This window comes from Stenotrophomonas sp. RS-48 (assembly GCF_030053245.1).
Taxonomy (GTDB): Bacteria; Pseudomonadota; Gammaproteobacteria; order Xanthomonadales; family Xanthomonadaceae; genus Stenotrophomonas; species Stenotrophomonas maltophilia_P.
The window spans coordinates 1-19,340 of the sequence record NZ_JASGBV010000098.1 but is presented as its reverse complement, the minus strand read 5'-3'; the positions used below and the strand labels follow the sequence as shown (position 1 = coordinate 19,340).

Genomic DNA, 19,340 nt, shown 5'->3' with positions numbered 1-19,340 from the left:
GCCGGTGCGCTGGCTGCGGCGGTCGGCTCCTTCGTACTGTCGTTGGCCCTGAAGCTGCTGTGGCCCTCGCTGCCCTTCATGGACCGCATGGGTGTGGTGTTCCTGGTCACGCTGTTGCTGGGCGTAGGCGTCGCGCTGGGCACCCGCGCCAGTGGCGATCGTGATCGTATCCGCACCGACGATGTGAGCTATGCCACCGCCCCATCGTTCAACGTCGCTTCGCTGGCGGTGCTGGCGATTCTGGTGGCCCTCTACGCAACCTACTGGTGACCTCGATGCGCCTGACTGTCCGACATGCATTGGTTCTGCGCAGTTGTATGCGCTGCGTGGCCCTGCTGGCCCTGAGCGGGTTCGCCTCTGTGCTGCACGCAGCGGAGATCACATGGACCGGCACCGCCACCGTGGCCGCCCGCAACGCGGGCTGGGGGCGACTGGCGCAGTTGCCGGATGGCCGCTGGCTGGCAGTGACCACGCGCTTCAATGAAGGGCAGCCGACCACCCTGCAGCTCTCGATCAGCAGTGACCGGGCCCGCAGCTGGGCGCCCTGGTCCGACGTGGCCGAGCCCGGCCGGATGATCGACAACGGCGAACTGCTGATGCTGCCGGAGGGGCGTGTGCTGCTGGCGATGCGTTCGCTGGTCGAAGGCGTCTCCTACCGGCTGCATCTCTATGCCAGCGACGACCTGGGAGCACACTGGACCTTCCTGAGCACCCTCGCCGGCAACGAGGCACCGAACGGGCGCAAGGACCGCGGCGTGTGGGAGCCGGTGTTGACGCGCCTGGACGACGGCACGCTGTCGGTGGTGTATGCCGATGAAACCCGCGCCGATGAGCATCCGTCCTACAACCAGGTCGTTTCACAGCGACTGTCCAACGATGGCGGGCGCACCTGGGGACCTGCGATGACGATTGCCGAACAGCCCGGCGGTGGGCAGCTCCGGCCCGGCATGCCCGTCATGGCACGCCGCCCCGCCGGTGGCTACCTGATGGTGTTCGAGACCTGCGGCGATGACCCGCAATGCCCGGTGTCGTACAAGGTCTCGACGGACGGGCGGACCTGGCCGGCCGGCCTCGGTACGCCGCTCGCCGACCAGCGCTGCGGCCCCCACGTCATGACCAGTACGCGCGGGGTGATGTTCGTGACCTCGTGCCTGAACGAAGTCAGCTGGAGCGAGGACAGCGGATCGAGCTGGCGCACGGTGACGCCTCCCGCATGGCCGCTGGGTTTCCGCCATTCCTGGCCCGCCGTGGTCGAGCTCGGCCCTGCGGAGATCGGCGTCGTGAACGTGGTGGACGGCGCAGTGCAGATCCGTTTCGGGAGCTACTAGGGGGGGCGCATGCGGGGCAACCCGGCAGGACAAGGCTGCACATGCGGTGCATTCACGCCATGTTGGCGCAATGTTTCCGTAATACCTTGCCAGCGCCCTGCCCTTTGCGCCTTCTGGAAGGGCCGCCTCCCGCCCATTCCTGGACGCCACCGATGCACATCCTGCTGGTCGAAGACGAGCCAGAACTGGCTGCGGCCCTGAAGTCCGCACTGCAGCGGGACCATCATGTGGTGGACCTGGCAGATACCTTCGGACTTGCCCGGGAGGCTGCATTGCACGGGGCACACGAATTGATCCTGCTGGACCGGACGCTTCCGGATGGGGATGGTCTCGCTCTGATACCGCTGCTGCGTGCACGCAACTGCCTCGTGCCCGTCATCGTGCTGAGTGCCTTGGGTGGCCTGCCAGATCGGGTCGAGGGCCTGGACGAGGGTGCGGACGACTATCTCGGCAAGCCCTTTGCACTGGAAGAACTGTTCGCGCGCATACGCGCCGTCGGCCGTCGGCCCTCCGGGATCCAGGAAGAGTCGATCCGCGCTGGCGATCTGCTGTTCGACCCGATGACAGGTGAGGCTACCGTCCGCGGCGAGCGCCTGGAGCTTCCCCGGCGCGAGATTCGGGTGCTGACCGTGCTGACCCGAAGGCTGGGGCGTACCGTGCTGCGGGAATCCATCGAGATGGCGGTGTATGGCTTCGACGACGGCATTCATTCCAACACGCTCGATTCACACGTATCACGACTGCGCAGGAAGCTGGCTGACGCCGACGCGGGGGTGGAGATCCATGCGATCCGTGGCGTCGGCTACCTGATGCGGGAGCGCACGTGAGCAGGCGACAACCCTCGCTGAAATGGCCGCTCATCATCAAGCCCCTCATCCTGCATCTGTTGGCGCTGCTGATCGCATTCTTCACACTCCTCATGGTGCTGGTTCGCATGGACAGCGGCGGCTACTACACGCTGCAGACCTTTGCCCCGATCGCCGCCAACGCCGTGCTCCGCGACAACCAGGGACGGCTCTACGTACAGCGCACGCATGAACTCGACGAACTGCTGAAAGTGGCGCCAGGTGCCTGGTTCGTCGCCGAGGATGAGCAGGGACAGACGGTCAGTTTCGGAACCGTCCCGCCGACCTATGCGTCGTTGATCGGCAGGCTTCGGGGCGTTCCGTTCGGCGACCTGCGCGGCCACGAGCGTGGCGACGGACTGGCCATTGTGATCCGTCGGCACACCGGCCCGGCCGGCAAGCTGACCATCATGGCCCATGGTGAAACCGATTCACTCACCTGGCAGATGGCGATCGCGGCGCATGTGTTCACTCTACCCATCTTCGTGCTGCTCGCGCTGGTAACGCTGATCGCCACCCCGTTCATCGTACGCAAGGCGCTTGCAGGGGTTGAACGGATCGCCCTGGAGGCCAAGCATATTTCGGCGAGTCGGCGCGGGATCCGCCTGACCGAAACTGCCGTGCCAGTGGAGATCGCGCCCTTGGTAGCAGCCGTCAACGAGGCACTGGACCGGCTTGATGACGGTCACGAGCGGCAGCAGCGCTTCATCGCTGCTGCCGCACATGAACTGCGTACACCGATCGCCATTCTTCGGGTGAAGATCGAAGCAGCCGACGATGTCACCTCGCGCAGCCTGTCCGTGGAGGTCGCGCGTCTGGCCACGCTGGCGGAGCAGCTGCTGGACCTGCACCGGCTGGATAGTGTCGCGCATCTGGAAACCATCCACCTCGCCCGCCTGGCCAAGCGCGTCGTTGCCGACCTGGCCCCGCTGCTGATCCAGTCCGGGCGCACGGTCGCCGTGGTGGTCGAACCACACCATCCCATACAGGGCGAGACAGGTGCGGTCGAACGCGTCCTGACGAACCTGGTGTTGAATGCAGCGGAACATGGTGGACGCAACATCACTGTGCGGGTACAGGGAACACGCCTGGAGGTGGAGGACGACGGCCCTGGAATACCGGAGGCCGAGCGCGAGCGCGTATTCGAGCCCTTCCAGCGCCTGCGGCCGCGCCAGACCGGCGCAGGACTTGGCCTGAATCTGGTACGGCAGGTCCTCGAGCGCCATCGCGGCCATGTCACGATTCTCGATGCGCCAAGCGGCGGTGCGCTGATCCGCGCCGAGTTCCCTGCGCATCCTGCCGGCGGGAACCTCGCGTCAGGTCACCCGCTGTAGCCCGTTGCGACGGCGCAGAGGATTCCTGGGGATGTCCCATTCCGGGTTCCGGGCTGACGCAACCCTGGCGCAATGTTGGCTATCCAGCATGACCTTGATCGGCGCGCATGCGTCGCGATGTCGGGTCACGAAAGGAAGCCACATGTCTGACGGCAGCGCCGCACGCGGCGACGCACGCGCCACGTCCTCCCGTGCGCACGAGGCCCCCCCGGCCCTGACTGCTGCGGCCTGGAGGCGCCGCCCGCGGAAGGCCGACACGTGGGGCCTGGAGCATTGGCCGGATTGGCTGCGTGTGATACCCGACAGCGCACGCGGCCAGGTGCTGATTCATCTGTTCGGCGGGCTGTTCTTCGCCCTCCCCGGCGCAGCGCTGGTCATTTGCATCGGCGTACGCGGGTCTTCCGGGCTCGCGCTGGCTGTCCTGCTGTACGTGGCGGCGCAGGCGTTCCTGCACGGACTGCGTGCTGTCCGCGGCGCGGGCGAGAGCACGGTATCTGGCCCGCTGGTGCTGCTGGATCGCCATTTCCCCCATCTTTCGATGGTCTCATTGATGGTGCCGTTGGCCGCACTCGCAAGCACGGATGCCAACACGGCGACGCTGCTCGCAGGCGGTGTGCTGGCCGGCCTGTCCGTCCCCGTGCGGACCGCGTTCGTCCGCCCCCGTCATCTGTTGCTGCACCCTGTCCTGCAGGTAATGGCGACTGCCGTGATGCTGGGCTGCATCGCACTGCTGAGCGTGGACATGGCCCCGTTCGCGCAGTACGTCACAGGCGCCGGCGTACTGGTCTACCTGGGCGGGCTGGCCCTGCAGCGGCGGCACCCCCTGTCCCCGGCAGGCGTGACATGGTCGGGCCTGATGGTGGTTGGGGGCCTGCTGCATTTCATCACGATCGCCCTGCTCGGCATCTCTGCGGCTGCCTGAGCGCAGCGATCACGCAAGGTTCGCGCAATGCAGCGCGGCAAGACTCGGTGTCCGCAGGTGCATGTCCCCATGCGCCCTTCATCACCGATGCAAGGACACCCGATGATCTGCTGCTTATGGATGTCGCCGTCATGACGCGTCCTGCTTCCACGCGTCGCCGACGCAGGCTGTTGATCGGCGGTGCAGCGCTGCTCTGCGTCCCCGCTCTGCTCTACATGTGGCTGGCACCGCCAGCACCACCGGAACTGGAACGCGCTGCGGTCACCCGTGGCGACATCGAACAGGTCGTCGAAGCCACTGGAACCCTGAAGCCATCGCGTCTGGTCAGTGTAGGCGCCCAGGTTTCCGGACGCATCGAAACGCTGCATGTGAAACTGGGCGACAAAGTAAAGGCAGGTGATCTGATTGCAGAGATCGATTCACGAACGCAGCGCAATGCCCTGCGCAGCGCGCAGGCGGCCGAGCGCAGCGCCCGCGCCAACCGCCAGGCGCTGTCCACAGAGCTGGCACAGCAGGAACTGACGCTACGGCGGCTGCGGCAGCTTGGCGCAGCGCAACTGGTGGCCAGGGCAGATGTCGACGCCGCGCGGGCCCATGTTGACGCAACACGTGAACAGATCGATGCCCTGGACGGCGAGATCGTACAGCGCCTGACAGACGTGGACAGTGCGCAGACCAGCCTGGGTTATACGCGCATCACCGCTCCGGCCGACGGCATGGTTCTGGCCGTGGTGGCCCGCGAGGGCCAGACGGTGAACGCAGTACAGAGCGCCCCCACCATCATCATCCTTGGCAACCAGGACACGATGACGGTCTATGCCGAGATCTCGGAGGCCGATGTCGTTCGTACCGCTCTGGGCCAGGAGGCGTTCTTCACCATTCTCGGAGATGCAGGCCGGCGCTACACCAGCACCCTTCGCGACATCGCGCCGGCCCCCGAATCGATCACCCGGGAGGACACCTCCAGCCTGTCTTCACCGGCCCTGTCCGGCAATGCCAGCCGTACGGCGATGTACTACAACGGCCAGTTCGACGTGGACAACAGCGATGGTCGCCTGCGCAGCTACATGACCGCCCAGGTCCGCATCGTGCTGGGGCGCTCGCGCAACGTGCTGACCATACCTTCCGCGGCGCTGGGTGCACGGGGCGCAGACGGCAGCTACACGGTGCAGGTGCCATCCGCCAGTGGCCATCCGGTCCCCCGCCGCATCACCATCGGGCTGGACGATCAGATCAGGGTCGAGGTGAGGAGCGGGCTGCGGGAAGGCGAGCAGGTCGTCCTGGGCCAGGCGGATGCTGACGGCGCGACGCCGGCCACGGCAGGCAAGGCGGACTCCCCGCCGGCGCAATCATGATGGCGGACCAGTCGCAGCCGGGCCCCCTGCTGTGTGTGCGCGGACTGCGCCGCGAGTTCCCGGCGGGCGAGCAGACACTTGTGGTCCTGGACGGCGTCGACCTCGACATCCATGCCGGTGAGCTGGTCGCCATCATCGGCCAGTCCGGCTCGGGAAAGTCCACGCTGATGAACATTCTCGGCTGCCTCGACCAGCCTACGGCGGGCACCTACCAGGTGGACGGCCGCAAGACAGCGGACATGGAGGCCGGCGAACTGGCTGCGCTGCGCCGCCAGCACTTCGGTTTCATCTTCCAGCGCTATCACCTGCTCAACGAGCTGTCCGCGATCAGCAATGTCGAGGTCCCGGCGATCTATGCCGGCATGCCGACCGCGTCCCGTCACACGCGGGCGGCACAGCTGCTGGTGCGACTTGGCCTGGGCGACCGCATGGACCACCGCCCGGGCGAGCTCTCCGGCGGCCAGCAGCAACGCGTATCCATCGCACGTGCATTGATGAACGGCGGAGAGGTGATATTCGCCGATGAGCCGACAGGTGCGCTGGACACGCAATCGGGCAAGGAGGTGATGAAGATCCTTGGCGAACTGCATGCGGAGGGCCACACCGTGGTTCTGGTTACCCATGACCCTGCCGTAGCCGAGCACGCCCAGCGGATCATCGAGATCAGCGACGGCCGCATCGTTTCGGACCGCCGTACCCGCACCGCCGCGATGTCATCGAACGGTGCTGCGCAGCCGCTGGCTGCGCAGGCGGAGGGTGGTGGCCTGCAGGCCGTGCGCGACCGCTTCGGAGAGGCCTTCCGGATGGCGCTGCGGGCCATGAACGCCCATCGCATGCGCACGTTCCTCACCATGCTTGGCATCATCATCGGCATTGCTTCGGTGGTATCCGTAGTGGCGCTGGGGACCGGTGCACGCCAGGCGATCCTGTCCAACATCGCGTCGCTGGGCACCAACACCATCGAGATCTATCCCGGCGCGGGCTTCGGTGACGTGCGCGCCGCGCAGGTGGAGACGCTTACTCCGAGTGACAGTGTGGCCCTGGCCGGGCAACCCTTCATCGACAGCGCCACACCCGGTGTGGCGACCACCGCGACAGCCATGCGTGGCAACCGTACGGCCAGCCTCCAGATCCACGGTGTCAGCGAGCAGTATTTCCGCGTGCGTGGGCTGGAACTGGGCGAAGGCAGCTTCTTCACGCGGAACGCCGTGGACGGCTACCAGCAGGTGGCAGTGATTGACATCAATACCCGCAACCGCCTGTTCGGGCCAGGTGAAGACCCGATCGGGAGAATACTGCTGGCAGGCAATGTTCCGCTGCGCGTGGCCGGGGTGACGAAGAAGGATTCGGCCGCCGTTGGCGATGGCTCGGTGCTGAGCATCTGGGTGCCCTACACAACCGTCATGGCGCGCATGCTCGGCCAGAGCCATGTCTCCAGCATCACCGTGCGCGTGTCCGATGCGATCAGCATGCAGGCTGCCGAGGCCGCGATTACCCGCGTCCTCGGCCAGCGCCATGGCACGCGTGACTTCTACATGAGCAACAACGCGCAGATCCGCAAGTCGATCGAACAGACCACGGGCATCCTCACGATGATGATCAGCTCCATTGCCGCCATTGCGCTGGTAGTAGGCGGCATCGGCGTGATGAACATCATGCTGGTCTCGGTCACCGAGCGCACTCGGGAAATCGGTGTCCGCATGGCCGTCGGCGCGCGACGCGGCGACATCCTGCAGCAGTTCCTCATCGAATCGGTGCTGGTGTGCCTGCTGGGTGGTGTGCTGGGCATCGTGGTCGCGCTTGGCCTGGGCCTGGCTATGGAACTGGCCAGGGTCGGCTTCAACGTGGTGTTCTCCTTTGCGTCCATCCTTGCGGCATTTGCCTGCTCGAGCGCCATTGGCGTGGGCTTCGGCTTCCTGCCGGCCCGTCGTGCTGCGCAGCTCGATCCTGTCGAAGCATTGATCCGTTGACGTCGACGGCGGGAAATCACGGCAGATTCGCGCAATGTTCGCAGCGTCTACTGTCGATATCAAACAACGCCGCACAGGAGCGGGAAATGATTCTGAAGACAGGACGTATGGCGCTGCTGCTGGGTGCAGCCGTGCAGCTGCTGGTGGTGCTTCCGTACGCGGGGGACGCGCACGCCCAGCATCGTGATGGCTATCGCGGAGAGTGGAGCCATGGCTACGCGCAACGCGAGCGCGAGGAGCGGGAACGACGCGAGCGGGAACGGGACCGCCGCGACGACGCCAAGGCCAAGGGCATCGTGGTAGGTGCGGTGGGCGCTGCGGTGGTTGCCGGAGTGATCGCTGCCGCCGCCAAACGCGAACGCGAAAACCGGGAGCGTGCCGATTACTGCATCAGCCGCTACGGCAACTACGATCGGCGCACGGATACCTATCGTGGCGGCGACGGCTACACATACCCCTGCCGCTGATCAACACAACACTCATCAAGGGAGAACTGACTCATGAAGAAGACCGGACTTCTGATCGCGCTGTGTGCGATGCCTGCCCTCGCCCATGCCGCCGGCAACGACCCAAGGCAGGCCTACGTCGATTCCACGTTCTCGGCAATGGACGCCAACGCCGATGGCCGCGTCGACAAGCTCGAGTACGCAAAGTACCAGAACGCACGCTTCAGCAAGCAGGCCGATTCCATCGATGCAGCCTTCAAGGCAATGGACAGCAACAAGGACGGCAGGATCAGCAAGGATGAGGCTGCCATCGTGCCCGAGATCGCCAAGTATTTCGCGGGACTGGACGTCAATGGCGACGGCTACCTGTCACTTGCTGAAATGCAGCAGGCGATGGTGGCGGCACAGACAGCCGATGCCCCGGTGAAGTAAGTCCGGGCGGCAGGTCCGGGGCCGGATGTTGATCCAGGCCCCGGACCCGCGCTGGGGGGGGCGCGAGGCAGCCCGCCCATCACTTCTGCTTGAACACACTCCTGCGCCCGATGACCACATCCTTGCCCGTCGTCGGCCTGGCCAGGCCCGGAATCAGGAAATCGGTCGCGCTGCGACCGTGCCGGGTCTTGTCCGCAAGCCAGCGCGGCATGCGCCCGCGACCGGTCCAGGTATTCCGCCGGTTCTCGGGGTCGCGATATTTGGGTGCGACCTTGCCTGTCTTCCGGCGCCTGCGGGAAGCGCCGCCCGCAGGCACGGACACCGCGCTGGCGCCGGCGAACAGTTCCTCGATTGAATAACCGCATTCTGCGGCAGCGGCGACCAGCTCCCGCCTGACGACGGCCGCGGAACGTCGCTGTGCGAGAAGTTGCAGCCGCCGCTCGGCGGCCGCGATGAGTGCCTTCAACTGCCACTCGTTCAGCGCCTTGATATCGATATGCATGGCACGCAGCGTGGTGGGGGCGCCGTGACCTGTCAAGGGATGCTCCGCGGGTGCCGCACCCGGATCGCCGGCCGGGCTCAGAACGAGACCTGCGCCCGTACGCCGACAGTATTGCCGGAATCCGGCCCCTGGGCATTGCCCACCTTGTTGTCGGTCTTCCAGTGAACGTAGTTCAGCATCAGGCGGGACCAGTTGTTGAGGTACCAGTTCAGCCCGAGCGTCCATGCCGTGCCCTCGCCGCCGCGGGCGGCATCGAGAAAGTCGTAGCGGTCATAGCGGGCCGCCAGCTCGAAGGCGCCGATGCCGCCTTCCTGCACGGGGCGAAGTACGCGCGTGGTGCCCCAGACGCCGGATCGGCTGCTGAATCCGGGACGCTCGCCGGTGATCAGCCAACCTGCGTAGACCGATGTGGCCTGCTGGTCGACCGGGTCGACCGTGCGCGACTCGATGGTGCGCGTGGTGTGTTCGGCAAAGGCCCACACCGGGCCGTACACCCCACCCAGTTCCAGGCCCCAGGCGCGGTTTTCGGTGACGTTGGCGATGGAACTGGCCGATACGCGCACGTTGCCGTTCCAGCCCAGTGCGATCGGCGAGGTCTTGTTGATGCTGCCGACGTCCTGGCCGAGATCCTCGTACCAGTACCAGCCGCCCAGGTGCAGGAAGCCGGCCTGGCCACGCAGCGGGTTCCAGTGCGCGCGCAGCAGATACGCAATCGTGTCGCTGGCCGTGCTGTCATTGCCGATATCGTCGCCGGTCACCGCGACGCTGGCATGCCAGCCATCGCCGATCACCTTGGTGGTGACGCCCAGTCCGTAGTACCCGCTCTGCTGGGCGCCCACCGAGGCCACGGCATTGCGCTGCATGAAAGGCGTGTTCACTCCACTGGTGCCACCGTCGAGACCACGGTCCTTGAGCTTGTTGCCCACGTAGATCTCTGTCGGCAGCCCTCCCATCCGCGTGTCCCAGGACAGGTAGGTGTCCTTCAGTGATACCTCGTTGCCAGCAAAGTCCGCATCGATCTTGTAGCCCAGCGGTCCCATCTGTCCCTCTGCACCCAGGCGGCCGCTGGCCAGATCGGTGCCGGTGACGTTGCGCGCGTCGAATCCGGATCCGTGGGTGGTGCTGAAATCCACCAGCACGCGGCCACGGGGATGGAAAGTGAACTGGCCATCACCGCTGCGCAGCTCGGGGCCACCCTTGCGCCAGCGCACATTGCCATCGCCTCCCCCACCGGTCGCGGCAAGCTGGGCCACCTGTGCCTGCAGAATGGCCAGGTCGTCCTGCCGGGTGTCGGCGATTGCGGCGGCTACCTGCGCGTCAACGTTGGCGTCGCTGCCGGGCACTGCGGCAGCGCCCTGCGTTCCCCCTTCCAGCGCAGCCAGGCGTGCGCTCAGCTGCTGCAGCAGGGTTGCCTGTTCGCGCAGCTGTCTGGCCTGCTCCTGCACCTGTGCACGCAACCCGGCTTCGGTATCGCTGGCCGCGGCCAGCACGGAGGGTGACGCCAGCAACAGGCCGCCGCCGGCAGCCGCGGCGAGCGCGGCACGCTTCAGTGAATTCATGGAGTTCTCCCGAATGAAGTACGGTGCGCGGCTCAGTCGCCCGCGCCATCGTCGTCCAGCGCAGGCTGGGGCTGAGGTGCAGCGGCCGGCATCGCCTGGCCACCGTTCGGGGGCAGCCGCGCAGGCGCTGGCCCGAGGTAGCCGTGGCTGCGTGCCCAGTTGGCGAAGAGCCGCGGCCACTGCGCCACCAATGTGCCGGGCCGGCCCAGCCCCCAGCTGTGGCCTCCGGCCTCGAACAGATGCAGCTCCACCGGAATACCCGCTGCATGCGCGGCCTGGTACATCGCCACGCTGTGGCCGACATCCACGATGCGGTCATCCACGGCCTGGGCCAGGAACACCGGCGGCATGTCCTTGCGGATGTGTTCTTCGACCGAATACGCCTGCTGGGCGTCGTCCTGGCTCGCCAGCTCCCGCTTCGACCGGGTCTGGTCCAGCGGCGCACGCATTGAAACGACCGGATAGATCATGCCGAGGAAATCCGGTCGCGCCGACAGCTGGTCGGCCGCATCCACCGGCGCATACAACGGGGCATCGAAGCGCGTGGCGACGATCCCGGCCAGGTTGCCTCCAGCGGAAAAGCCCAACGCGCCGATGCGCTCCGGATCGACCCCCAGGCTGGGCGCCTGTGCGCGCATCAGCCGCATGGCGCGCTGGCCATCCTGGAAGGGCGAGACAGGTGCCCATCCATCGGCAGGCAGCCGGTAGTAGACGACCGCAGCCGTGACCCCCAGCGACTGCAGCCACTGCGCCGTCGGCTTGGCGGCGCTGCCGATCTGGATCCGGAAGTAGCCGCCACCGCCGAAGATCACCACCGCGGAGCCGTTCGGCTTCAGCGGGCGATAGATTTCCATGCGCGCATCGCTGATGCCCGAGACCGCGCCCTTCGCGCTGCCTTCGATCCCGATCCGTTCCGGGCCACGCGCGCGTTGCTGCCAGTGGCCCTGCGGCCACAGCGGAACCACCTCGGGTGCAGGCACAGGCGATGCCGCCGGCGCCGCACCCGCAAGCAAGGGATTCAGCAGCAACACAAGCATTGCCAGCCTGCGCAGTCTCGCCGTGTACAGACTCATCTCACGCCCCTCCCGTAGGCCTTAACGGGACGAAGTGTGCGTCGAGCCGCGCTGGGCTCCTATAGCCGGATGGGACTAGCTGCGCTGCGTATTTCTGTGTGCACTGCAACATCGTCATGCGCCCCGCCGATGCCCGTGGCGGGCGCAGCCAACGCAGGCATCGACTTCGCCAGGCGAATGATCTCCGTTGGAAACGTGGCGTAATCGTCGACCGGAAAGGCATGGCTTTCCCTGCGCTGGATCAGCCGGACCGCGACGATGCGCTGCTCCGGTACGACCACCAGGTGCTGGCCAAGATATCCATTGGCGGCGTAGGCACTGACCGGACCACGCTGGGATTGGAAAAGATCGGCGATCTTCAGCCCGCGGCCGGTGATCTCGGTGGCGTACAACGGCTGCCAATCGTCGCCCAGCTGCTGGCTGAGATGCGCCATCAGCGCGGACTTGCTGGCAAAGGTACTGCCTTCCGCCGCCAGCAGCGCATGCTGAAGCCGGTCAGATACGCCGCGCTCCCGGAGCGTGCGCTGCGCATCCTTCCGCAGCGTGTATCGCTCCCATTCCGGCAGCCGCCACCACAGTAATCCGACGTCCGCAGACTGCGTACTCTCGACGGTCATCAAGGAGATCGCGTGTTCGCTCATCAGGCGCGTTCCGTCCTTGGCCACGCCGCCATCGAGCATCAGCTGACCAATGGCGGCCAGGTCCCGGGCTGACAGGGAGAGCCCGGCCATGCCCAAGGGCGTGCCCGCTTCATCCTTCATCCAGTCGTAGCGCGTGATCCCCAGGGGCCTGAAAAGGCGCGCCTCCAGATAGGCATCCAGGGCTGGCCGGCCAGGCGGGCAATGATGCCCGGCAGAAGATTGGTGGCCTTGTTGTTGTAGGAGAACGCGCTGCCGGGCACGGACGTGATTTCCGCTGCGAGCGCGAGCTGCACGAGATCCGGCGCAGATTCCAGCTCGACCCCCGCGTTGGGAACGTTCTGCAGGCCGGAGGTATGCTCCAGCAACATCCTTACCGTGATGTCCCGCTTCTGGCCCTGGCGCCATTCCGGATAGATCGCACTGACCGGTTCGTCCAGCGACGCAAGCTTCCCGTCATCGAGCAGCAGGCCGATCGCCAGCGCCATGATCGACTTGGTGGCCGACATGAGGTGAATCGGCTCGCTGGTCGAGGCCACATCCAGCAGTGGAACACCGTCCTTCTGGATCAGCAGAGCGTCGGAATGGGCAGCACGCCCGTTACGCTCGATATCCGCCAGCACCTCGGCAGGCGACTGCCTGGCCTCGGCGAAAGGACAGTACAGCGCGAACGCCAGCAATACGGACGCCACGTGTCGGATGGCAGACAAGGCAATGCTCCTTCCTGGGACATGCGGTCAGAGTGGCGATGGAGGCAGACCGCCTGCAGTGCCTGAAGTCATGGCTTCAGCACGACGTGCCTACCGCGCCGCGGTACTGCCGGGAACGCACGCCGGCGTCCAACCACTGGCGCTGAACAGCGCCTCTGCGGTTTCGGGCCTTACATCCAGCAGCTCGGCGATGGCCTTCTGCCTGTCGTCGGCGCGGTTGACGTACGCCCGCGCGATGCGCTGCCCGATCCAGTAACCCAGATCGCCGCGGCGGGTGTCGTCGCCAGGGCCGTTGTACAGCCACCGCGACAGGTCGGTGCTGTCGCGCTGCGCGACGAATTCCCGTTCCAGGGCGCATTCGCGCCCTGCGGCCCAGCGCCGCAGATGGCTGTTGGCGGGCTGCCCGGAGATCAGTTCACCCACATACTCTGCACCGCCCTCCAGCAGCGTCTGGTACAGCAGCGTAGGCGCGGGTACTTCAACAGCGGCGCCGTGCTGTTGCACGTGCACATACTCGTGCGCAATCAGGTGCACGAAGCGTTCCGTCACATCGGCCTGCATCCAGTCCGCGTTGCAGAGTGTCTCCAGGCCGATCACCACGCCGTCGGGCGTGGTAACGCCACCGGTGGTGCCCCGTCCGACGAGGAGGGTGACCGGAGGAAAACGGGCCGACGGCACGATCTCGCCGAGATTCCGCAGCGCACGGGCCACTCCGCTGCGGATGCCCGGCAGTGCCGCAGCACACGTGCGCGCCTTCACATACAGCGCCGGCTTCTGGTGGATTGCATCGGCAAGCCGCTGCATCGAGCCGATACGCAGTTCGCTGAACTGATGCAGCGCATCGCTGCCCGGCTCCAGATAGCGGCGCTGCAGCAACAATGTATCCGGCCTGCCACCGCTGGCGTCCATCACCGCGAAGAAGCGTGTCACATCATCGGTTCGCACGATGGGCGCGCGCGCCCGAGTCTCCGCCTGTGCGGCCGTGGCCAGCAAGGCCATTGCCAGCCCACCGGCGATCCATCTGCAGATGACTGATGCCATCGACCGCCGCGTCCGGCGTCTACTGCGCACCGGCTTCCGGGGCCAGCGTATGCACCACCCTGCCCTGTGCATCGAGGAACTCGATGGCACCATGGCCTTCGGCAGTGACGGTCAGGCGCAGGCGGGTCCGGTCCTGCTTGTCATTCAACGCGATGGCCGGCGTGCCGTCGGCGCCCACTACCATCTGGATGCGCGTCGGAACCTGCACCCCCGGCACCAGCTTGTTGCCCAGTGCGGCATCGCGGATCGGCGGCGGCGCCTGGTTGATCGAGAACCGGACCTCGCCATCGGGCGATACCCGCCAGCCGATCGCATCCATGGCCGGATGATCCAGCGCCAGCACGGCCATCCCGCCCTCGATGTCAGCGGTGCCGAATCCGCCGCGTTCACTGCCCTTGTCGTCGTACAGCACCATGCCCGCGACGTTGAACGCGCGCTTGTACTGGATGCCATCGATGATCGGTGCCGGCGTCTGCCCCGACAGCGTCATGCGGATCACGCCCTTGTCATCCACGATGTCGATGCGGCGGGCTGTGATCCGCTCGCTGTCAGGACGTTCGACGCGAGTCTGCGGCGAGCGGTCGACAATCAGCCGCTGCAACTGCTCGGCCGACGGGCGCTTGGTGCTCTCGTCTGACTCGGCCCAGGCATTGCCGGTCAGCATCGCGGCCAGTGCAAGGGCAAGGCATCCAATCGGTTTCATGCGAGTGTGGTTCATGGCGTGCGCTCCCCGCGCAACTGGTGAATCCAGCTCTGGAACCCCTCCAGGAAGCGGTGCAACCGCTTGCGGGTGGCGTCATCGAAGTCATTCGTTACGGTGTCGAGTGCCGATGCCGCCTCGGCAATGTACAGCTGCGGCGAGGTCATGACGAGTGCCCCCATCGCGGCCAGCGCGTGGCGCAGCTGCGATTGCGCCAGCCGTGTGCCCCACCGCCCCGGGGTGGCGCCCATGATGGCGACCGGCTTGCCGGACAGCACCTCACCCAGCGCGGCATCGTTGCGCGACAGCCAGTCCAGGGTGTTCTTCAACACGCCCGGCAGGGACTGGTTGTATTCGGGCGTGGCGATCAGCACGCCGTCGGCCGCAGCAACCGCAGCACGCAGGCGCATCACGCCGTCCGGACCACCCGCAGCGTCTGCTTCCAGGTCTTCGTTGAACAGCGGAATGTCAGCGATGCTGTCATGGACGGTCAGCGACAGGCCGGCCGGCGCCGAGCCTGTTGCAGCGTCGATCAGGTGCCGGTTGTAACTGTTCCGGCGCAGGCTGCCGGCGAAAGCGAGTACGCGCAGGGGGGCGGAATTGTCAGGCATCAGAGGTTCCCAGGAAGGACCGGATGGAGAGCACTCGTCCGAATGCTCTGCCGATGATGCCAGACACCACACGTCGCAGCGCTATGGATCTGCGTCGAACACCACGGTGACGCTGCCCTGATACGTGGTGCCCGGGTGGTCCAGCATCTTCCGTACCGGCTCGCCGTTCACGGCGAACCGAAGCGTCGACGAACGCCCGATGATGACGGCATCGGCGGTGAATACAGGCGGAGGCTGGTTCACCCGCAGCGGCAGATCCACCACCTGGCGGCCGCTCGCGCGATCACGAAAACCTGGCAATGTCAGGCTGACATCCAACGGAACGTCATCGGCATCAACGCTCGTATTGCGGATCCCGCAGCGCCCGTCTGCCTGCAGGTGCTCGCACTGCATCGAGACACTGAACTGGCCGGAACTGCTGATGTGGAACGGAACTTCCTGCTGCAGCCGCGCCGGTGCGATGCCATGGTCGGTCCACTGGCTCCACCCGCCTTTGGGCGCCAGCACCGCGTGATCCATGCCGGGGGCCACATCCAACCGGAACGCATGGCGCACCTCCAGGCGGAAATGCACGTTCACCAGGCTGTCGGACAGGGATACCCGGTGCCCGAGGTCGAAGTCACTGCCCTGCCCGGTTCCCCCGAACGAGAAGCGGGTCGAACCGGTGTAGATGCCACTGCGCATCTCCAGCGGCGCCGGGGTTTCCAGCGCATAGACGAAATCCAGTGCTGGAATGGCATAGTTGTTGGTGTTCACCCAGTGCAGGCCGCAGGCGACGGCGCCCTGTCCATCGTCGCGGCGCAGGAGCATGCGCATGACGGTATAGGCACTTGATCCTGTCACCCCATACGAGCAGTTGTTCGGTCCGCCGCTGGAGTAGAACCCGCTCGACGCCCCGTCCCTGTCCTCGTCGGTGAACCGCATCGCCGCCCCGATCACACGCAGGGTAAGGTCGAAGCTGCTGGCGCCATCCTCGGACGTGACGGTCACGGTGCGCGGTGCCGGCATCGCGATATAAAAGCCATCCGGGCCGTAGTCCGCATTGCGGATCACCTCCTTGCTGCCACGGACGGTCGTATCGATGCTCCACCAGTTGTTGGCGATGCAGGTCGCCATATGCGCATTGGCGCAGACCCCGCTCCACGGCGTGGTATTGACGAATCCCCGTTGGTTGGGGTTTGCCAGGTCCGGCTTGAACTCGGCCGTGATGTAGACGTCGCCCGCCTGCGCGGCCAGCGCGGGCAGCAGCATCAGCATGCCAAGGGCAAGTCGGCGAAGAAGGCGGTAGTGCGCAAGGAACATCATGGCGCTTCTCCAGCATGGCCGGCCGCAGCCTGTACGGCCAAGGCCGAAGGTGGACATCTGAGGATGCCGGCCATCCACATCTCCCCACGCGGGCGGGTTGTGCGGCCATCCAGCTCGAAACTGCACGTGCTGATGTCCGGATGACGCACGACCAGCGTCGGCATCCGGCTGTTCATCTCCAGGGCGAAGAAGCCATCGGCCTCGGCGACACTGCGCCCGGCATGATTGATCACGTGCGCACCGGCCAACGGCCGCCCCTGCGAGTCCTGCAGATGGCCCAGCACGGTGATCGTTCTGACGACATCGACCTGGTTGTAGGCGATGCCACCCTTGTTGAGGTGGTAGGGCAGCACCGACGGCTGGATCGCGGCGGCAGGCGCATGGTGATCATCGAAGTCGAGCTGGATCGACCCGGGCCTGTAGGCGGACACCGGCAGCAGATTGCGGCCGGGGCGCAGGATGTGGGAGCCGCCACGGCTGTCGTGCGCGCGGATCGTGGCGCCGGCCAGGTCCGAACGCACATCGATGATCATGCCGGTGTCAACCATGCTGGCCTGGCCGTCGCCTGCGATCGCCAGGGTGCCTCCGCCCACGGCAAGCGTACTTTCCAGATTGACGCCCCCGCTCACACCACCGTCCAGCGAAGAGCGCTGCAGATGGAGATCTCCGCGCAGTGCAGCCGACTCGAAGTGGGCGTTGCCGCCCAGGCCGATGCCCGTGCTGTCCACGGTGGCCTGCCCGGCGACACTGTGCACGATGCTGTCTGCGAAGCGCTGTTGCACGCCTGCACTGGCGTAGACGTCACGGCCGCCCCGGGCCGCGGTACGTGAGCCAAGGCTGCCACTGTAGCGCCGCCCATCCTGGCCGAGCGCGATGTTCAAGGTGAACTCCACGCCACGATTGCGTCGCAGGCCCGAGCTGATGCTGCCGGGGCGATCGAAGACCGAAGCCCGCCAGTTGGCGTCACTGCCGAACAGCGTCTGCCGACGGCTGAATGAAAGGTCGAAGCCGGTGCCGCGGCTGATGCCCTGGCTGTGTGAGATCCGGGCCGAGAGCTGGCCATGCCGGCCGAACCCGTGATTGACCCCGACTGCCGAGGTGCGCAACCAGCCCTCGCGCACGGGCGCGCTGGTGTACCCGGGAAACGGCGGAGGCTCGATGAGATCGCCCTGCACCTGCCAGCTCCGCGTATGCGAGGCGACCACGCTGCCATTGCGGTAGCGCAGCAGGCCCTGCAGGTCCACGCCCTTTCCGGTCCGGTTGGAGGTATAGGCGTTCGTGTAGACATTGGCCCAGTCATTGACCTGCCAGTCGACTGAACCGGCAAGCGAGCGATCGTTCCCGATGGATTGCACGGCAAGACCGAGCACCGCACGCGGATGCGCAAGATAGTTGACCACGCCGCCCACGGCAGGCCGGCCCGCGCCGGGATCATCGAAGCTGTCCAGCAGGCTGTCCTGCACGCCGGCAAAGGCACTGTAGCGCCAACGCCGGCTGGGATCGCGCCACTGGGTGGGTTTGTGGATGATGGACGTTGTCCGTGACGTCTCGCGTCCGTCCTCGATCACACGCAGTTCCACTTCATAGATGCCGCCAGGCAGACGTCGCGTCTCCACCTGCTGCAGCCCCGGACGGACCGCCTGGGTCAAGATCAGGCTACCGTCACGGTAGACCTCGACGCTGCCCTCGCGGTTGGCAGTCACGTATACCGGGTACAGGCTGGGCGAACGACTGTCCACCAGCAGCGTATCGGACGAACCGGCCATCACCCCGAAGGTGGTGAAACGGGTGCGTCCTGCGCCACGGGGCTGCCGCGTAACGCCGTCGGAATTCGGGAGGAACCATCCTGCACGCAGGAAATGGTCCTTGAACTCACGCTGCGCGTGCAACGACTGCAGGACATGGCGGACGCGACGATCATCCTCGCCGCTGCGGTCCGCCTGGTAGCTGGCGTCCAGTGTCCAGTTGCCGACGCTGCCCTGTGCGGCGAGCGCGTAGCGACCGGCAGCCCGCTGGCCCTCTCCGCCGTAGGCATTCAACTGGTGGCGCAGGATCAGGCCGCTGCTGCCGGAATCGGGCAGCGACAGGTGGCGCTGCACCGCCAACGCTTGGCCGGCCGCCTCGGAGGCGATTGAAAGCAGGGAGCTCTCGAGGCTGTAGTGCAGGCCGGCGAGCCCATCGCGGCACGGCCTCGTGCACGGGCCGAGGGCATGAGGGGAGGCCAGCACGGCCAGCCAACGCTCGCGCTCGCTCTGGGGCTGGGTGCTGCCGTGCGCATCGGTGAACTCCAGCAATGACACCGCGTTGCCGCGGGTAAGCACGGCGCGCGCGTCGCCGAGATACTCGCCGTCCCGCTCTACCCGGACCACCAGCGGCACATCGAAGAAGTGATCGCGGAAGTCGTCCGGCAGGGCATCGGACTGTTCCAGCAGGTTCAGTGTGTCCAGCGCACCCTCGGCAGCCAGCACGGCAGGCGCGGTGCAGAACAGCGCGAGGGTAATGGCGAGAGGGAGGGTGCGCGGAGACATGATGGCTTCTTGTTGAGTCAGAATGAGGCGCGCGCCCCCAC

At 66.3% G+C, this 19,340-nt stretch carries 18 protein-coding genes and 1 pseudogene; 9 read left to right on the top strand and 10 right to left on the bottom strand.

Going from position 1 to position 19,340, the window contains the following annotated elements; genetic code table 11:
- The 9 genes and pseudogenes from QMZ25_RS16715 to QMZ25_RS16675 all read left to right on the top strand — a co-directional run.
- A pseudogene (locus QMZ25_RS16715) lies at nucleotides 1-270 on the top strand (sodium transporter); the annotation flags it as partial.
- A gap of 5 nt (nucleotides 271-275) precedes the next feature.
- On the top strand, nucleotides 276-1,328 hold the full coding sequence (locus QMZ25_RS16710) for a sialidase family protein (RefSeq protein WP_283219977.1): 1,053 nt from the start codon (nucleotides 276-278) through the stop codon (nucleotides 1,326-1,328).
- A gap of 152 nt (nucleotides 1,329-1,480) precedes the next feature.
- Complete coding sequence (locus QMZ25_RS16705) at nucleotides 1,481-2,155, top strand: response regulator transcription factor (protein ID WP_053515840.1); 675 nt, start codon at nucleotides 1,481-1,483, stop codon at nucleotides 2,153-2,155.
- Complete coding sequence (locus QMZ25_RS16700; RefSeq protein ID WP_283219976.1) at nucleotides 2,152-3,507, top strand: HAMP domain-containing sensor histidine kinase; 1,356 nt, start codon at nucleotides 2,152-2,154, stop codon at nucleotides 3,505-3,507. The genes QMZ25_RS16705 and QMZ25_RS16700 overlap by 4 nt, the downstream gene beginning before the upstream one ends.
- Nucleotides 3,508-3,595: 88 nt before the next feature.
- Entirely contained in the window at nucleotides 3,596-4,429 is an 834-nt protein-coding gene (locus QMZ25_RS16695) for a hypothetical protein (protein ID WP_283219975.1), read from the top strand.
- A gap of 131 nt (nucleotides 4,430-4,560) precedes the next feature.
- The gene (locus QMZ25_RS16690) at nucleotides 4,561-5,784 is read left to right on the top strand and encodes an efflux RND transporter periplasmic adaptor subunit (RefSeq protein WP_053515933.1); all 1,224 of its coding nucleotides are present in this window, start codon (nucleotides 4,561-4,563) and stop codon (nucleotides 5,782-5,784) included.
- Entirely contained in the window at nucleotides 5,784-7,754 is a 1,971-nt protein-coding gene (locus tag QMZ25_RS16685; RefSeq protein WP_283219974.1) for a MacB family efflux pump subunit, read from the top strand. Before QMZ25_RS16690 ends, QMZ25_RS16685 begins: the two co-directional genes overlap by 1 nt.
- Nucleotides 7,755-7,840: 86 nt before the next feature.
- Nucleotides 7,841-8,221, top strand: coding sequence for a hypothetical protein (locus tag QMZ25_RS16680; protein ID WP_053515847.1), 381 nt, complete (start codon nucleotides 7,841-7,843; stop codon nucleotides 8,219-8,221).
- Nucleotides 8,222-8,254: 33 nt separating this feature from the next.
- Nucleotides 8,255-8,632: an EF-hand domain-containing protein gene (locus tag QMZ25_RS16675; RefSeq protein WP_065182286.1), complete on the top strand. Its 378-nt coding sequence runs from the start codon at nucleotides 8,255-8,257 to the stop codon at nucleotides 8,630-8,632.
- Between the two features lie 79 nt (nucleotides 8,633-8,711).
- Here the strand turns inward: QMZ25_RS16675 and QMZ25_RS16670 are convergent, their stop codons facing one another.
- The 10 genes from QMZ25_RS16670 to QMZ25_RS16625 all read right to left on the bottom strand — a co-directional run bounded on the left by QMZ25_RS16670 (nucleotide 8,712) and on the right by QMZ25_RS16625 (nucleotide 19,299).
- The gene (locus tag QMZ25_RS16670; RefSeq protein ID WP_283219973.1) at nucleotides 8,712-9,134 is read right to left on the bottom strand and encodes an H-NS histone family protein; all 423 of its coding nucleotides are present in this window, start codon (nucleotides 9,132-9,134) and stop codon (nucleotides 8,712-8,714) included.
- A 77-nt stretch (nucleotides 9,135-9,211) separates the two neighbouring features.
- Entirely contained in the window at nucleotides 9,212-10,693 is a 1,482-nt protein-coding gene (locus QMZ25_RS16665) for a porin (RefSeq protein WP_283219972.1), read from the bottom strand.
- A gap of 32 nt (nucleotides 10,694-10,725) precedes the next feature.
- A complete protein-coding gene (locus QMZ25_RS16660) occupies nucleotides 10,726-11,673 on the bottom strand; it encodes an alpha/beta hydrolase (protein WP_283219971.1) in 948 nt (315 codons plus the stop codon).
- A 152-nt stretch (nucleotides 11,674-11,825) separates the two neighbouring features.
- Nucleotides 11,826-12,527: a hypothetical protein gene (locus QMZ25_RS16655; protein WP_283219970.1), complete on the bottom strand. Its 702-nt coding sequence runs from the start codon at nucleotides 12,525-12,527 to the stop codon at nucleotides 11,826-11,828.
- Nucleotides 12,524-13,114, bottom strand: a complete 591-nt coding sequence (locus QMZ25_RS16650) for a serine hydrolase domain-containing protein (protein ID WP_283219969.1) — start codon at nucleotides 13,112-13,114, stop codon at nucleotides 12,524-12,526. The genes QMZ25_RS16655 and QMZ25_RS16650 overlap by 4 nt, the downstream gene beginning before the upstream one ends.
- 90 nt (nucleotides 13,115-13,204) lie before the next feature.
- A complete protein-coding gene (locus QMZ25_RS16645) occupies nucleotides 13,205-14,155 on the bottom strand; it encodes a lytic murein transglycosylase (RefSeq protein WP_283219968.1) in 951 nt (316 codons plus the stop codon).
- Nucleotides 14,156-14,174: 19 nt separating this feature from the next.
- Nucleotides 14,175-14,858: a hypothetical protein gene (locus tag QMZ25_RS16640; RefSeq protein WP_053515858.1), complete on the bottom strand. Its 684-nt coding sequence runs from the start codon at nucleotides 14,856-14,858 to the stop codon at nucleotides 14,175-14,177.
- Between the two features lie 11 nt (nucleotides 14,859-14,869).
- Nucleotides 14,870-15,466, bottom strand: a complete 597-nt coding sequence (locus QMZ25_RS16635) for an NADPH-dependent FMN reductase (RefSeq protein ID WP_283219967.1) — start codon at nucleotides 15,464-15,466, stop codon at nucleotides 14,870-14,872.
- A gap of 81 nt (nucleotides 15,467-15,547) precedes the next feature.
- Nucleotides 15,548-16,771 carry a hypothetical protein gene (locus QMZ25_RS16630; RefSeq protein WP_279941454.1) on the bottom strand — a complete coding sequence of 408 codons (1,224 nt, stop codon included), beginning with the start codon at nucleotides 16,769-16,771 and terminating at the stop codon, nucleotides 15,548-15,550.
- Nucleotides 16,768-19,299, bottom strand: a complete 2,532-nt coding sequence (locus tag QMZ25_RS16625) for a TcfC E-set like domain-containing protein (protein WP_283219966.1) — start codon at nucleotides 19,297-19,299, stop codon at nucleotides 16,768-16,770. Before QMZ25_RS16625 ends, QMZ25_RS16630 begins: the two co-directional genes overlap by 4 nt.
- Nucleotides 19,300-19,340 lie beyond the last annotated feature (41 nt).

Bases quoted from the DNA above. Each gene is read 5' to 3' on its own strand.
- QMZ25_RS16710 (WP_283219977.1), top strand. From the start codon at position 276: ATGCGCCTGACTGTCCGACATGCATTGGTTCTGCGCAGTTGTATGCGC.
- QMZ25_RS16705 (WP_053515840.1), top strand. From the start codon at position 1,481: ATGCACATCCTGCTGGTCGAAGACGAGCCAGAACTGGCTGCGGCCCTG.
- QMZ25_RS16695 (WP_283219975.1), top strand. From the start codon at position 3,596: ATGACCTTGATCGGCGCGCATGCGTCGCGATGTCGGGTCACGAAAGGA.
- QMZ25_RS16690 (WP_053515933.1), top strand. From the start codon at position 4,561: ATGACGCGTCCTGCTTCCACGCGTCGCCGACGCAGGCTGTTGATCGGC.
- QMZ25_RS16685 (WP_283219974.1), top strand. From the start codon at position 5,784: ATGGCGGACCAGTCGCAGCCGGGCCCCCTGCTGTGTGTGCGCGGACTG.
- QMZ25_RS16680 (WP_053515847.1), top strand. From the start codon at position 7,841: ATGATTCTGAAGACAGGACGTATGGCGCTGCTGCTGGGTGCAGCCGTG.
- QMZ25_RS16675 (WP_065182286.1), top strand. From the start codon at position 8,255: ATGAAGAAGACCGGACTTCTGATCGCGCTGTGTGCGATGCCTGCCCTC.
- QMZ25_RS16670 (WP_283219973.1), bottom strand. From the start codon at position 9,134: ATGCATATCGATATCAAGGCGCTGAACGAGTGGCAGTTGAAGGCACTC.
- QMZ25_RS16665 (WP_283219972.1), bottom strand. From the start codon at position 10,693: ATGAATTCACTGAAGCGTGCCGCGCTCGCCGCGGCTGCCGGCGGCGGC.
- QMZ25_RS16655 (WP_283219970.1), bottom strand. From the start codon at position 12,527: ATGAAGGATGAAGCGGGCACGCCCTTGGGCATGGCCGGGCTCTCCCTG.
- QMZ25_RS16645 (WP_283219968.1), bottom strand. From the start codon at position 14,155: ATGGCATCAGTCATCTGCAGATGGATCGCCGGTGGGCTGGCAATGGCC.
- QMZ25_RS16640 (WP_053515858.1), bottom strand. From the start codon at position 14,858: ATGAAACCGATTGGATGCCTTGCCCTTGCACTGGCCGCGATGCTGACC.
- QMZ25_RS16635 (WP_283219967.1), bottom strand. From the start codon at position 15,466: ATGCCTGACAATTCCGCCCCCCTGCGCGTACTCGCTTTCGCCGGCAGC.
- QMZ25_RS16630 (WP_279941454.1), bottom strand. From the start codon at position 16,771: ATGATGTTCCTTGCGCACTACCGCCTTCTTCGCCGACTTGCCCTTGGC.
- QMZ25_RS16625 (WP_283219966.1), bottom strand. From the start codon at position 19,299: ATGTCTCCGCGCACCCTCCCTCTCGCCATTACCCTCGCGCTGTTCTGC.